This is a genomic window from Streptomyces sp. cmx-18-6 (assembly GCF_046548915.1).
GTDB lineage: Bacteria > Actinomycetota > Actinomycetes > Streptomycetales > Streptomycetaceae > Streptomyces.
On the sequence record NZ_JAEBEP010000011.1, the window covers coordinates 165,462 to 178,115 of the forward strand.

Annotated in this window: 14 protein-coding genes; 7 read left to right on the top strand and 7 right to left on the bottom strand. The window is 72.6% G+C overall.

Features of this window, described 5'->3' with window-relative positions:
- The first annotated feature begins 31 nt into the window (after nt 1-31).
- Together ACLJPL_RS24925 and ACLJPL_RS24930 are read left to right on the top strand one after the other, a co-directional pair.
- Complete coding sequence (locus ACLJPL_RS24925; protein ID WP_411083151.1) at nt 32-898, top strand: PHP domain-containing protein; 867 nt, start codon at nt 32-34, stop codon at nt 896-898.
- 135 nt (nt 899-1,033) lie between these two features.
- On the top strand, nt 1,034-1,639 hold the full coding sequence (locus ACLJPL_RS24930) for a MarC family protein (protein WP_411083152.1): 606 nt from the start codon (nt 1,034-1,036) through the stop codon (nt 1,637-1,639).
- A 207-nt stretch (nt 1,640-1,846) separates the two neighbouring features.
- On the opposite strand, the gene ACLJPL_RS24935 is transcribed toward ACLJPL_RS24930, so the two are convergent.
- On the bottom strand, nt 1,847-1,999 hold the full coding sequence (locus tag ACLJPL_RS24935) for a hypothetical protein (RefSeq protein WP_411083153.1): 153 nt from the start codon (nt 1,997-1,999) through the stop codon (nt 1,847-1,849).
- Between the two features lie 207 nt (nt 2,000-2,206).
- Between ACLJPL_RS24935 and ACLJPL_RS24940 the strand changes: the two genes are divergently transcribed.
- Entirely contained in the window at nt 2,207-3,118 is a 912-nt protein-coding gene (locus tag ACLJPL_RS24940; protein ID WP_411083154.1) for an NYN domain-containing protein, read from the top strand.
- A 152-nt stretch (nt 3,119-3,270) separates the two neighbouring features.
- Here ACLJPL_RS24940 and ACLJPL_RS24945 read toward each other — a convergent pair whose 3' ends face one another.
- Together ACLJPL_RS24945 and ACLJPL_RS24950 are read right to left on the bottom strand one after the other, a co-directional pair.
- Entirely contained in the window at nt 3,271-4,128 is an 858-nt protein-coding gene (locus tag ACLJPL_RS24945; RefSeq protein WP_411083155.1) for an alpha/beta fold hydrolase, read from the bottom strand.
- Between the two features lie 123 nt (nt 4,129-4,251).
- Nucleotides 4,252-6,495, bottom strand: a complete 2,244-nt coding sequence (locus ACLJPL_RS24950; RefSeq protein ID WP_411083156.1) for a DEAD/DEAH box helicase — start codon at nt 6,493-6,495, stop codon at nt 4,252-4,254.
- Between the two features lie 442 nt (nt 6,496-6,937).
- On the opposite strand from ACLJPL_RS24950, the gene ACLJPL_RS24955 reads away from it, so the two are divergent.
- On the top strand, nt 6,938-7,702 hold the full coding sequence (locus ACLJPL_RS24955) for a ferritin-like fold-containing protein (protein WP_411083157.1): 765 nt from the start codon (nt 6,938-6,940) through the stop codon (nt 7,700-7,702).
- A gap of 20 nt (nt 7,703-7,722) precedes the next feature.
- Here the strand turns inward: ACLJPL_RS24955 and ACLJPL_RS24960 are convergent, their stop codons facing one another.
- From ACLJPL_RS24960 to ACLJPL_RS24975, 4 genes are all read right to left on the bottom strand, one after another.
- On the bottom strand, nt 7,723-7,995 hold the full coding sequence (locus tag ACLJPL_RS24960) for a hypothetical protein (RefSeq protein ID WP_411083158.1): 273 nt from the start codon (nt 7,993-7,995) through the stop codon (nt 7,723-7,725).
- Between the two features lie 192 nt (nt 7,996-8,187).
- Nucleotides 8,188-8,415 carry a DUF3107 domain-containing protein gene (locus tag ACLJPL_RS24965; protein ID WP_411083159.1) on the bottom strand — a complete coding sequence of 76 codons (228 nt, stop codon included), beginning with the start codon at nt 8,413-8,415 and terminating at the stop codon, nt 8,188-8,190.
- 276 nt (nt 8,416-8,691) lie between these two features.
- Entirely contained in the window at nt 8,692-9,336 is a 645-nt protein-coding gene (locus ACLJPL_RS24970; protein ID WP_411083160.1) for a TetR/AcrR family transcriptional regulator, read from the bottom strand.
- Nucleotides 9,337-9,604: 268 nt separating this feature from the next.
- Nucleotides 9,605-9,820: a hypothetical protein gene (locus ACLJPL_RS24975; RefSeq protein WP_411083161.1), complete on the bottom strand. Its 216-nt coding sequence runs from the start codon at nt 9,818-9,820 to the stop codon at nt 9,605-9,607.
- Nucleotides 9,821-10,029: 209 nt separating this feature from the next.
- On the opposite strand from ACLJPL_RS24975, the gene ACLJPL_RS24980 reads away from it, so the two are divergent.
- The 3 genes from ACLJPL_RS24980 (at nt 10,030) to ACLJPL_RS24990 (ending at nt 12,653) form a co-directional block, all read left to right on the top strand.
- Complete coding sequence (locus ACLJPL_RS24980) at nt 10,030-10,995, top strand: alpha/beta fold hydrolase (protein ID WP_411083162.1); 966 nt, start codon at nt 10,030-10,032, stop codon at nt 10,993-10,995.
- Between the two features lie 8 nt (nt 10,996-11,003).
- The gene (locus ACLJPL_RS24985) at nt 11,004-12,479 is read left to right on the top strand and encodes a DUF3152 domain-containing protein (RefSeq protein WP_411083163.1); all 1,476 of its coding nucleotides are present in this window, start codon (nt 11,004-11,006) and stop codon (nt 12,477-12,479) included.
- 78 nt (nt 12,480-12,557) lie between these two features.
- A complete protein-coding gene (locus ACLJPL_RS24990; RefSeq protein ID WP_309544399.1) occupies nt 12,558-12,653 on the top strand; it encodes an Ms4533A family Cys-rich leader peptide in 96 nt (31 codons plus the stop codon).
- Nucleotide 12,654: the final 1 nt, after the last annotated feature.

A 12,654-nucleotide genomic window follows, 5' to 3' on the forward strand; every position in this document is an offset into this window, starting at 1 on the left:
CGTCCGCCCGCGAGCCCCGGAGCCAAGCGTCGTGCGCATCGACCTGCACACCCACTCCACCGCTTCGGACGGTACGGACACCCCCGCCGAGCTGGTCGCCCACGCCGCCGCCGCGGGGCTGGACGTCGTCGCCCTCACCGACCACGACACCGTGGGCGGCTACAAGCAGGCCATCGACGCGCTGCCCGAAGGGCTCACCCTCGTCACCGGCGCCGAGCTCTCCTGCCGCGTCGACGGCGTGAGCATGCACATGCTGGCGTACCTCTTCGACCCCGCCGAACCCGAGCTGGACCGCGCGCGCGAACGCGTACGCGACGGCCGGGTGCCCCGCGCCCAGGAGATGGTCCGCAAGCTCCGCGCGCTCGACGTGCCGATCACCTGGGAGCAGGTCGCCCGCATCGCCGGAGACAGCTCGGTCGGGCGTCCGCACGTCGCCGCCGCCCTGGTGGAGCTGGGCGTCGTGCCCACCGTCTCCGACGCCTTCACGCCCGACTGGCTGGGCAGCGGCGGCCGGGCCTCCGCCCCGAAGCACGAGTTCGACCCCTTCGAGGCGGTCCGGCTCGTGAAGGCGGCGGGCGGCGTCACCGTCTTCGCCCACCCCGCCGCGTCGAAGCGCGGGAAGGTGGTCCCCGAGGCCACGATCGCCGCACTCGCCGCAGCGGGCCTCGACGGCATCGAGATCGACCACATGGACCACGACGAGCCTACCCGGGCCCGACTGCGGGGCCTCGCCCGCGAGCTGGGACTCCTGCCCACCGGCTCCAGCGACTACCACGGCAGCCGGAAGACCGTGCGGCTCGGCGAGTACACGACCGACCCCGAGATCTACGGCGAGATCACCCGGCGCGCCACGGGAGCCTTCCCGGTGCCGGGCGCCGGTGGAGCCGGCCGCAAGTAAGCCCCTCCGCTCCCGCCGCACCCCGTCCCACGCCTCGCGCGCTCTTCGCGTGCCGTCGTGCGCCTTCGCGCCGACGTCCGCCGCCCGGACCCGCGCACCTCCCGTACCACTCGCTCTTCTCTCGCAAGGCTCACTGTGTTCGACGTCGCTGTCTTCGGATCCCTCTTTCTCACCCTTTTTGTGATTATGGACCCGCCCGGGATCACCCCGATCTTCCTGGCCCTCACCGCGGGCCGCCCCGCCAAGGTGCAGCGCAGGATGGCGCTCCAGGCCGTCGCGGTCGCCTTCGGCGTGATCGCCGTCTTCGGTCTGCTCGGCCAGCAGATCCTCGACTACCTGCATGTCTCGGTGCCCGCCCTGATGATCGCGGGCGGGCTCCTGCTGCTGCTCATCGCGCTGGACCTGCTGACCGGCAAGACGGACGAGCCGACGCAGACCAAGGACGTCAACGTGGCGCTCGTACCGCTGGGCATGCCGCTGCTGGCCGGGCCCGGCGCGATCGTCTCGGTGATCCTGGCCGTGCAGCACGCCGACGGTTTCGGCGGCCAGCTCTCGGTGTGGTCCGCGATCGCGGCCATGCACGTGGTGCTCTGGCTGGCGATGCGCTACTCGCTGGTGATCATCCGGATCATCAAGGACGGCGGGGTGGTCCTGGTGACCCGGCTCGCGGGCATGATGCTCTCGGCCATCGCCGTGCAGCAGATCATCAACGGCGTCACCCAGGTCATCCAGAACGCCTGAACCCGCCGCCCGCCCTGTCACGCCCCGGACGCCACAGCGCCCCCGCACGGACCATCCCTGCGGGGGCGCTTCGTCTTCGGCGGCGCAATGCGTGATCAGGCGTCAGATGCCCATGGAGCGTTACGAAGCCGAGCTGTCGGCCTGGAGCGTTTCGAAGCCGAGCTGTCGGCCTGAAGCGTTACGAAGCCAAGCTGTCGGCTTGGAGTGCTACGAAGCCGAGCTGTCGGCCGGCCGGATGTAGATGCGCTGGCCGATTGCCGCGGCCTGCCGCACGATCCGGTTGACGGAGGCGGCGTCCACGACGGTGCTGTCCACGGCGGTACCGTCGACGTCGTCGAGTCGCGTGATCTCGAAGCGCATGGGGCTTCCCTTCGTCCGATCCTCCTGCTGGAGAACTACTGGCGCGGGCGATGTGGCCCACCCGCGAGGATAGGAACGCGAGGCTTCCCTCGCGTTCCACGAATGTGACAACGGCTTGTCCGGTACAAACATTCCCTACGCTAAGGAAATTTTTTGGATGTCTAAGTACCCGCCCGTAGTCATCTGTACACAGACCATGAGGTTCGTATGAGCGCGGCGGAGCCGCAGTTCCCCGTCCCGGCCGATATCGCCGAGCGCCTGGACCGCACCAACGAGCTGCTCCAGCGCATGCTCGTCGAGGTCTCCAAGACCCCCTCGACGCACGCCATCTTCGTGGACGCGGGCTATGTGTACGCCGCCGCCGGGCTGCTCGTCACCGGCACCGAGGACCGGCGTTCCTTCGACCTCGACGCCGAGGGGCTGATCGAGGCGTTCATCGACCGGGCCCGCACGATCTTCGCGGACAGCAGGCTGCTGCGCGTGTACTGGTACGACGGGGCCAGGCGGCGCATCCACACCACCGAGCAGCAGGCGATCGCCGAACTGCCGGACGTCAAGGTGCGCCTGGGCAACCTCAACGCCAACAACCAGCAGAAGGGCGTCGACTCCCTCATCCGCACCGACCTCGAATCGCTCGCCCGGCACCGCGCCATCAGCGACGCGGCGCTCATCGGCGGCGACGAGGACCTGGTCTCGGCGGTCGAGGCGGCCCAGGGCTACGGGGCCCGCGTCCACCTCTGGGGCATCGAGGCCGCCGAAGGCCGCAACCAGGCGGAGCCGCTGCTCTGGGAGGTCGACAGCCAGCGCACCTTCGACCTCGACTTCTGCCGCCCCTACGTCACCCGGCGGCCCGTCACGACGTACGAGGACGACACCCCGGCCCCCGCACGGGACGACGTCCGCTTCGTCGGCGCGCAGATCGCCGCCGCCTGGCTCGCCGCGCGCGGCCGGGAGTCCCTCGCCGACCTGCTGCCCGGCCACCCCTATCTGCCGGGCTCCGTCGACCAGGACCTGCTGGTGGAGGCCGAACGCCTGCTCCAGCACTCGCTGCGCGGCCACGCGCACCTGCGCCGGGCGCTGCGCGACGGCTTCTGGCAGCACCTCCAGTCGCAGTACTGAGCAGCGCCCTCACCACGGAGTCTCAGCCGACCGGCACGGCGTCCGTGCAGGGATCAGCCGGTCGGCGCGCCGTCCGCGCGGGGCTCTCAGCCGGTCGGCACGTCGTCCGCGCGGGGCTCTCAGGCGGCCGGCACGTCGTCCGCGCGGGGCTCTCAGGCGGCCGGCACGCCGTCCCAGAACGCGGCGAGCGCCTCGGCGGTCTCGTGCGGGCGGGCGGTGTTGGGGGAGTGCTCGGCCCCGGCGATCGTGGTGCGGCGCGCCCCGAGGCGGCGGGCCATCGCGTCGAACTGCTCCACTGGCCATACGTCGTCGCGCTCGCCGGACAGGACGTGGACGGGCAGCCCCAGGGCGGCCAGCTCGTCCACCCGGTCCGGTTCGGCGGACAGCTGGGCGCCGGCGGCGATCAGCTGGGCGGGGTCGTGGAGCAGCCAGCGGCGGCGCAGGTCCTCGCCGTCGCCGACGTCCGCCTCCTGGGGCGGTTCCAGCGCCCGCATCGCCTCCCACACCTCGTCCATGGTGAGCACGGACAGCGCGTCGCTCAGCATCTTCAGCTTGTCCCGCTGGGCGGCGACCACTTCGGCGGGGCCGGAGGACATCAGCGTCAGCGAGCGGAACGGAGCGGCGTCCAGCAGGACGGCGGCGCGGGAGATCTGGCCGCCGAGCGAGTGCCCGAGCAGGTGCAGCGTCTCGCCGACGCCGCTCAGCGCCGCCGCCTGGGCGAGCACGTCACGGGCCAACTCCCCTTGTGCATACGTCTCCTGGCGGCCCGTGCCCTCGGACTCGTACTGCCCGCGTCCGTCGACGGAGACCACCCGGTACCCGGCCGCGCACAGCGGTTCGAGCAGGGCGATGAAGTCCTCCTTGCTGCCGGTGTACCCGGGCAGCAGGAGGGCGGTGGCCCGTGCGGGAGTGCGCGGTACGGCGTCCAGGACGGCGAAGTCGCCGCGCTCGGTGCGCAGGACGCGGGACGTGGCGCAGGCGGGCGGGGTGAAGGTGGGCGGGCGGCTCATGGGGCGAGGCTATCGCCGCGGCCGGGCCGGGGCGCCACCGGGCGTGCGGGCGCCCGGGGCAGCCGAAACGGCCCCGGCCCCCGCATGGTGCGGGGGCCGGGGCCGTAGGGTCTGGCGGGACCGTCAGCTCTCGGTCGTCGCGGTGGCCTTGCCCGCGGCGCGGGTGGCACGGCGGCGGCGCGGCTTGACCTCGGCTGCGGCCTCGCTCACCACGGCCTCGGCCTCGGAGACCACAGCGGCCTCCTGGGTCGCGGTGGAGGTGACGCTGCGGGTCGCCCGGCGGCGGCGCGGCTTGGCCTCGGCCTCGACGGCGGCCGGAGTCTCCGGCGCGACGACGGCTTCGGCGGGGGCCGCGGCCTTCGCCCTCGACGCCCTCTTCGGCTTCGTCTCCGCCTTGGGCGTCGACTCGGCCTCCGTGACGGCCTCGGTCTTCGACCGGGCGGCCGACCTCGGCCTGGACTCGGCCTTCGTACCGGCCTCCGCCTTGGGCTTCGACTCCGCCTTCGGCCGGCTCGTGGCGCGCGCCGGGCGGCGACGGGTCTTCGACTCGGGCTCCGGCTCGGAGGCCGGGGCGATCTGGAAGTCGACCTCGTCGGCCGGCTTCACGATCCGGGTGCGGCGGCGCGGCTTGGTCGCGACCGGCGCGGCCTCCGGCTCCGCGACACCCGCGGCGACGGCCACGGTCTGGAACCCGGCCTCGACCGGAGCGGCGGCGGGGACCTGCGCCACCGGCTCGGCGACCGGCTTCACGGCGGCCCGGCTGCGACGGCGGCGCGGCTTGGCCTCCGCGACGGTCTCCACGACCGGCCCGGACTCCACGACGGCCTCGACCACGGCCGTGGCCACGGTCTCGACGGCGGGAGCCGGCACCGGGGCCGGAGCCTCGGCGACCGCGACGGCCGCCTCGGCGGTGGCCTCGGGCGCACTGGCCCGGGTACGGCGGCGACGGCGCGGCGTGCGCGGACCCTCGGGGGCCTCGTCACCGGCCGGGGTGACCGGCGTGGCCTCCTTGGCGGGTGCGGGCACCGTTGCCGCGCCCTCCTCCGCGGCGGACCCGCCACGGGTGCGGCGGCGCTGACGCGGCGTACGCGTACGGGGCTCGCGCTCCTCACGGGCCGGGGCGGGAGCGGCGGACTTGCGGCCGCGGCCGCCGGTCTCGCCGAGGTCCTCGACCTCCTCCGCGCGCAGACCCGCACGGGTCCGCTCGCCACGCGGCAGGACGCCCTTGGTGCCGGCCGGGATGCCGAGCTCCTCGAAGAGGTGCGGCGAGGTGGAGTACGTCTCCGGGGGGTCCGGGAACTTCAGGTCCAGCGCCTTGTTGATCAGCTGCCAGCGCGGGATGTCGTCCCAGTCGACCAGCGTGATCGCGATGCCCTTGGCGCCCGCGCGGCCGGTGCGGCCGATGCGGTGCAGGTAGGTCTTCTCGTCCTCCGGCGACTGGTAGTTGATGACGTGGGTCACACCCTCGACGTCGATGCCGCGCGCGGCGACGTCGGTGCAGACGAGGACGTCGACCTTGCCGTTGCGGAAGGCGCGGAGCGCCTGCTCGCGGGCGCCCTGGCCGAGGTCGCCGTGGACCGCGCCGGAGGCGAAGCCGCGCTTCTCCAGCTGCTCGGCGATGTCGGCGGCCGTCCGCTTCGTACGGCAGAAGATCATCGCGAGCCCGCGGCCGTCGGCCTGGAGGATGCGCGAGAGCATCTCCGGCTTGTCCATGTTGTGCGCGCGGTACACGTACTGCGCGGTGTTCTTGACGGTCGTGCCCTCGTCGTCGGGCGAGGTGGCGTTGATGTGCGTCGGCTGCGACATGTAGCGGCGGGCCAAGCTGATGACGGCGCCGGGCATGGTGGCCGAGAACAGCATCGTCTGGCGCTTGGGCGGCAGCATCGTGATGATGCGCTCGACGTCGGGCAGGAAGCCCAGGTCCAGCATCTCGTCGGCCTCGTCCAGGACGAGCCCGCGGATGTGGGAGAGGTCCAGCTTGCGCTGGCCCGCCAGGTCCAGGAGGCGGCCCGGGGTGCCGACGATCACGTCGACGCCCTTCTTCAGGGCCTCGACCTGGGGCTCGTACGCCCGGCCGCCGTAGATCGCGAGAACGCGGACGTTACGCACCTTGCCGGCGGTCAGCAGGTCGTTGGTGACCTGCTGGCACAGCTCACGGGTGGGGACGACGACGAGCGCCTGGGGCGCGTCGGTCAGCTGCTCGGGCGTGGCGCGCCCCGCCTCGACATCGGCGGGGACGGTCACGCGCTCCAGGAGGGGGAGTCCGAAGCCGAGCGTCTTGCCGGTGCCGGTCTTGGCCTGGCCGATGACGTCGGAGCCGGAGAGCGCTACGGGGAGCGTCAGCTCCTGGATGGGGAAGGGGGACATGATGCCGACTGCCTCAAGGGCTTCGGCCGTCTCGGAAAGAATGCCGAGGTCGCGGAACGTAGTCAGGGTGCTGCCTCTTCTGTGAGACGCGGTCCGAGGCGAACGCTGGGGGTCGTACCGTGCCGGGGTTGGTCATCCGGCCGTGGATGGGCCGGGTGGCGCGGGACCACTGCCGTCGCTCGAGCGCTCGTGCCGCTGAGGGGGCCCCTCAGCTGCGGTCGTACGTGTCGTACGCACCGCGTGGAGGGCTGTCGGGTCGGAGCCGATCGGGCCACCGACCGGGCATCCTCATTCAAAGGACGCGCCCCTGGCACAGGAAAATGCTCAGTAAGCGCAATACCACTGTACCCCGGATTCGCGCATGTGTGTTGGACGAATTCATCGGAACGGTGTGATGTGCGCGGCTCACCGGGCCCTTCCGACCCCGGTCGGGCGGGCTATTGTGCGGTTCATGGAGACGCCTGACAACGCCACTGAACACCCCGAAAAAGCTCCCGAAGTGCCCGAAGCGACCTCAATCGCCGCCCAGGACTGGGCCACCGCCTCCGCGGAGCCGCAGTACCGCGCGGCCGTCGTGGACCTGCTCGGCGCGCTCGCCTACGGAGAGCTGGCGGCCTTTGAACGGCTCGCCGAGGACGCGAAACTCGCGCCGACCCTCGGGGACAAGGCGGAGCTGGCGAAGATGGCCGCCGCCGAGTTCCACCACTTCGAGCAGCTGTCCGAGCGGCTCACCGCCGTGGCCGAGGACCCGACCGCCGCGATGGAGCCCTTCGCCAAGGCGCTCGACGACTTCCACCGCCAGACGGCCCCGTCCGACTGGCTGGAGGGCCTGGTCAAGGCGTACGTCGGCGACTCGATCGCCAGTGACTTCTACCGGGAGGTCGCGGCCCGGCTCGACACGGACACCCGCTCCCTGGTCCTGGCCGTGCTCGACGACACCGGCCACGGCAACTTCGCCGTGGAGAAGGTGCGCGCCGCGATCGAGGCCGACCCCCGGCTCGGCGGGCGGCTCGCGCTGTGGGCCCGCCGGCTGATGGGCGAGGCGCTGTCGCAGGCCCAGCGGGTGGTCGCGGACCGCGACGCCCTGTCGACGATGCTGGTGGGCGGCGTCGCGGACGGCTTCGACCTGGCGGAGGTGGGCCGGATGTTCTCCCGGATCACCGAGGCCCACACCAAGCGCATGGCCGCGCTGGGACTGGCCGCGTAACACCCCGGGCCGGTCTCCGGCTACTGGGCCGCCGCCGACCGGGTGAGGCGGCGGCCTCGCGGACGGATCAGCAGGGACAGCGTCACCGCACCCACGGACACGGCCCCGATCAGGGTCGCCAGGACATGGCCGGGGCCCAGCGCCGAGTGCGTGAGAAAGGCCCCGAACAGGGCGCCCAGGACTCCGGTGAGATAGACCGCACGGGGGGTCGGGAGCCGGTCGGCCAGTGAGCGGAGCGCGGCCCAGGACAGGACGAGTCCGAGAGCGGCGGAGCCGAAGGATTCCCAGATCACTGTGGATCACCTCGCGGGGGTGTGCGGGGCGGGCAAATCGGTCGTAGGCGGTACTACCCGTGGCCCACGCCGCGCAACCCTCCGCGGAGCCGGGGAGACCCGTATGTGTAAGGCTCGCGCGTCCACGGCATACGGGAGCGGCCCGGCGGGAATTCCCGCCGGGCCGCTCCCGTGATCACCGCGTCCCGTGGACTACAGCGTGCCGAACCCGACACGCCGGGTGCTGGGCTCGCCGATCTCCACGTACGCGATCCGGTCGGCCGGCACCAGGACCCTGCGGCCCTTGTCGTCCGTGAGGCTCAGCAGCTCCGCCTTGCCGCCCAGTGCGGCGGCGACCGCGCTCTCGACGTCCTCGGCGGAAAGCCCGCTCTCCAGAACGATCTCGCGGGGCGTGTGCTGCACCCCGATCTTGACCTCCACGGCTATGTCCCTCCGACGGTCAGTCCCTGCGCGGCGAACCGCGCCGTACGCAGCCACATTAGCCCGGTGGGACCACGCCTCACGGCCCGACCGGCAACGCCCGCAGCGAACACGGCACGGCACGCGGCCGGGACCGGGGACCACTGACGCCCGACGCCCTGCCGGAACGGGGCGTCCACACCGGTCGACGCCCCGCCGGAACAGAGGGCCGGCGCCGCTCGACGCCCCGCCGGGACAGGGCGTCCGCACCGCTCGACGCCCCGCCGGTGCGGGGGGTCAGTGCTGCTGCTCGACGCCGTGCAGCGGGAAGCCCGCGATGCCCCGCCAGGCCAGCGACGTGAGCAGCTGCACCGCCGTGTCGCGCGGCACGGTGGAGCCGCTGGAGAGCCAGTAGCGCGCCACCACCTGCGACACCCCGCCGAGTCCCACCGCGAGCAGCATGGACTCGTCCTTGGACAGGCCCGTGTCCCCGGCGATCACGTCGGAGATCGCCTCGGCGCACTGGAGGGAGACCCGGTCGACCCGCTCGCGCACGGCGGGCTCGTTGGTCAGGTCGGACTCGAAGACCAGCCGGAACGCGCCGCCCTCGTCCTGCACATAGGCGAAGTAGGCGTCCATCGTCGCCTCGACGCGCAGCTTGTTGTCCGTGGTCGAGGCCAGCGCCGTCACCACGGCCTGGAGCAGCGACTCGCAGTGCTGGTCGAGGAGGGCGAGGTAGAGCTCCAGCTTTCCGGGGAAGTGCTGGTAGAGCACCGGCTTGCTCACGCCGGCCCGCTCGGCGATGTCGTCCATCGCGGCGGAGTGGTAGCCCTGGGCGACGAACACCTCCTGCGCGGCGCCCAGCAGCTGGTTGCGTCGGGCGCGGCGGGGCAGTCGCGTGCCCCGCGGGCGCGCTGCCTCTGTCTGCTCGATGGCGCTCAAGCCGCCTCCCAAATGTGTGTTCCAGCACAGCCGATCCGTACACGCTGCGCCGTACTGCCATCGTACTTTTGGGTAACCCCGGTGCGCGCGGCGCGGACGCAGAATTTCACGGACCGGACGACTGTGGAAGCCACAGTTCTCCGAGGTCGGGAGCAAAGCGGGGCGTTTTGGGGGTAATCGCCTGGAGCGGCTCCCGTGCCGGCTCCCGGCGGGCCGCCCGCGGAGCCCCGGCCCCTGCCGGTAGTCGTCCCCTGCCGGTAGCCGTCCCCTACCGGTAGTCGTCCTCGTCCAGCGGGACCACCCGCCGCTGCTCCGCCACGTCGGCCTCGTCGGCGGCGCCCGGATCGACGCCCCCCACCGGCTCGTCCGCCTCGGGCCGGACATCCGTCCGCTGCTCGGCGGCGTCCGCCTCCGGGGCCTCCGGGCCGGGGGCGTCCGGCTCGGTGTTCTCGAAGGTGTCCGGATCGCTCGGGTCGACCGTCATGAGTGACTCCCTCTCTTCTGTGAGGTCCTTCTCGCTGTTCTTCCCTGATCTTCTTCCCTGGCGTTCTCTCCTGAACGTCCTTCTCCCGGGCTTTCCCGGGCCCCTCCTGAAGGCTCCTTCGAAGCGTAGGAGCAACACTCCTGCCCCGCGATGCGGCCTGTGACCGCGAACACATGAACTGGTGCGTGATCGTCTCGTAACATTGCCGCATGTCTTCGACCGAGCTTCCGGGCGCCGAGGCCGCCGCGGCCGCGCTGGCCCCCACGGTCAGCGCCGTCCGCGTCGCCGAGGGTGAGCGGCTGCGCTCCGTGGCGCTGCCCGGGCTCACGCTGAACGTCCGTTCCCGGCCCGCCGAGCGGGCCGGACTGCCGCCCGCGCTCTTCGTGCACGGGCTCGGCGGTTCCTCGCAGAACTGGTCGGCGCTGATGCCGTTCCTGGCGGACGTGGTCGACAGCGACGCCGTCGACCTGCCCGGATTCGGCGACTCGCCGCCGCCGGACGACGGTGACTACTCCATCACCGGGCACGCCCGTGCGGTGATCCGGCTGCTGGACGCGGGTGAACGCGGGCCCGTCCACCTGTTCGGCAATTCCCTGGGCGGCGCGGTCGCCACCCGGGTCGCCGCCGTCCGTCCCGACCTGGTGCGCACCCTCACCCTGATCTCGCCCGCGCTGCCCGAGTGGCGGGTGCAGCGGCCCGCCGTGCCGACCGGCCTGCTGGCGGTGCCGGGGGTCGCCGCCCTGTTCGCCCGGCTCACGAAGGGCTGGACCGCGGAGCAACGTACGCGCGGAGTCATGGCACTCTGTTACGGCGATCCGGATCGCGTCTCCGAGGAAGCCTTCCGCCATGCGGTGGCCGAGATGGAGCGGCGACTGGAGCTGCCGTATTTTTGGGACGCGATGACGCGTTCGGCCCGGGGCATCGTGGACGCGTACACCCTGGGCGGCCAGCACGGACTGTGGCGCCAGGCCGAGCGGGTGCTCGCACCGACCCAGCTCGTGTACGGCGGACGGGACCAGCTCGTCTCGTACCGGATGGCGCGCAGGGCGTCCGCGGCCTTCCGCGACGCCCGGCTGCTGACCCTGCCCGACGCGGGGCACGTGGCGATGATGGAGTACCCGGAGACGATCGCCCAGGCGTTCCGGGAGCTGCTGGACGATTGCGGCGGGAGCTGATCCGGGGCGTGGGACGACACAGCCGAAAGGGCGCCGAGGCCACCCGCCCGGACGCCGCCGCGGCGGACCCGGACGGCCGCCGCGCCGTACCCGCCCCCGCCTCCGGCGGCGGTCGGCGCAGGCGTCAAGCCGCCGCCCCCGTCACCCCGGTCGCAGGGCGCACCCCTTCCCCGGGCGACCCGTTCTCCGCCGCCCCGCAGGTGCGCGGCGGCCACCCCGAGCAGCGTGAGCCGGGCGGCGGGTGGGGGACCGGACCGCAGCCGCGTTACGCGGCCCCCGCGTCCCCCGGGGCTTCGCCGTACCTGTCTCCGGATCCGTCCTCGCCTTCGTCTTCGTACGGGATTCCGTACGGCGACGGGTACGGCGTCCAGGACTCCGCCGCCCGCGAACAGGCCATCGCGCGTCAGGTGTCCGCCCAGCAGGCCGCCCAGCGCGCGGCGGACGGTCGGGCGGCCCGGCAGCCGACCGGCGGTCCCGCGACGATGCCGGGCCCGCGCCGCGAGTTCGTCGACGCCTTCGACGCCGACGCGCGGACCGGCCCGGCCGACGACGACCTGGCCCAGGCGCCGGGCGACCGCGAGGGCGGCGGAAGCGCCGGGCCCCCCGACGGGCCCGGCGACGCCCCGGACGGCGGCCCCGCCGGACCCCGCGAGGCCAAGGGCGGCAGGGGCCGGGCCTTCACCGGGATCGCCGCCGCCGCGGTCACCACCGTGCTCGCGGTCGTGGTGGCCGGCCAGGTCGCCCAGGACTCCGCCGACCGGGGGGCGGCGGCCGCGCGGGCGGCGGAGATGGAGCGGGGCGGCGGAGGCGAGGGCGCTTCGCGTTCGGACGCCCGCCCGACGCCCGAGAACCCCGCGACCAAGGCCCCCGAGGTCAAGCCGCTGTCGTACGCCCATCGGATGGCCCAGCCCATTCCGCTCGCCGCCGATCTGAAGGCGACCGGGAAATTCGAGGGGGTCCCCGGTCTGGCGAAGGCGCCCGGCAAGGGGAAGAAGCTCCGCTACCGGATCGACGTCGAGAAGGGGCTCTCCCTCGACGCCGGTCTTTTCGCCGAAGCCGTCCAGAAGACGCTGAACGACGACCGGAGTTGGGCGCACAACGGTGCGATGACCTTCGAGCGGATCTCATCGGGGAACCCGGACTTCGTGATCACGCTCGCCAGCCCCGGGACGACCGGTGAATGGTGTGCGAAATCCGGTCTGGACACGACGATCGACAATGTCTCCTGTGATTCCGCTTCGACCGACCGCGTCATGATCAACGCCTATCGCTGGGCCCAGGGCTCCGCCACATTCGGTCCGGACAAACTGCTGTCCTACCGTCAGATGCTCATCAACCATGAAGTCGGCCACCGGCTGGGACACAACCATGTGAGCTGTCGCACGCCCGGCGCCCTGGCCCCGGTCATGCAGCAGCAGACCAAATCCCTCGAGGTGGAAGGGATCAAGTGCAAACCCAACCCCTGGGTGTACCCCGGTAGTTGACCGGCGTTGTCCGCATGCCGAGACGGCCGTCTTATTCCGCTTTGACAGCGGTCAAGGCGGTCGTTCATATTTCTCGGCATGTCACGCAGCCCCGCACCTTCCGAGATCGCCGCCCTTGAGCTGGCGCTGCTCGGCGTGACCGGGCACTGCGTAGCCGACATTCTCTGTCGCTGAC

Bases quoted from the DNA above. Each gene is read 5' to 3' on its own strand.
- ACLJPL_RS24990 (WP_309544399.1), top strand. From the start codon at position 12,558: ATGTCACGCAGCCCCGCACCTTCCGAGATCGCCGCCCTTGAGCTGGCG.
- ACLJPL_RS24950 (WP_411083156.1), bottom strand. From the start codon at position 6,495: ATGTCCCCCTTCCCCATCCAGGAGCTGACGCTCCCCGTAGCGCTCTCC.
- ACLJPL_RS24940 (WP_411083154.1), top strand. From the start codon at position 2,207: ATGAGCGCGGCGGAGCCGCAGTTCCCCGTCCCGGCCGATATCGCCGAG.
- ACLJPL_RS24975 (WP_411083161.1), bottom strand. From the start codon at position 9,820: ATGACGGTCGACCCGAGCGATCCGGACACCTTCGAGAACACCGAGCCG.
- ACLJPL_RS24935 (WP_411083153.1), bottom strand. From the start codon at position 1,999: ATGCGCTTCGAGATCACGCGACTCGACGACGTCGACGGTACCGCCGTG.
- ACLJPL_RS24945 (WP_411083155.1), bottom strand. From the start codon at position 4,128: ATGAGCCGCCCGCCCACCTTCACCCCGCCCGCCTGCGCCACGTCCCGC.
- ACLJPL_RS24980 (WP_411083162.1), top strand. From the start codon at position 10,030: ATGTCTTCGACCGAGCTTCCGGGCGCCGAGGCCGCCGCGGCCGCGCTG.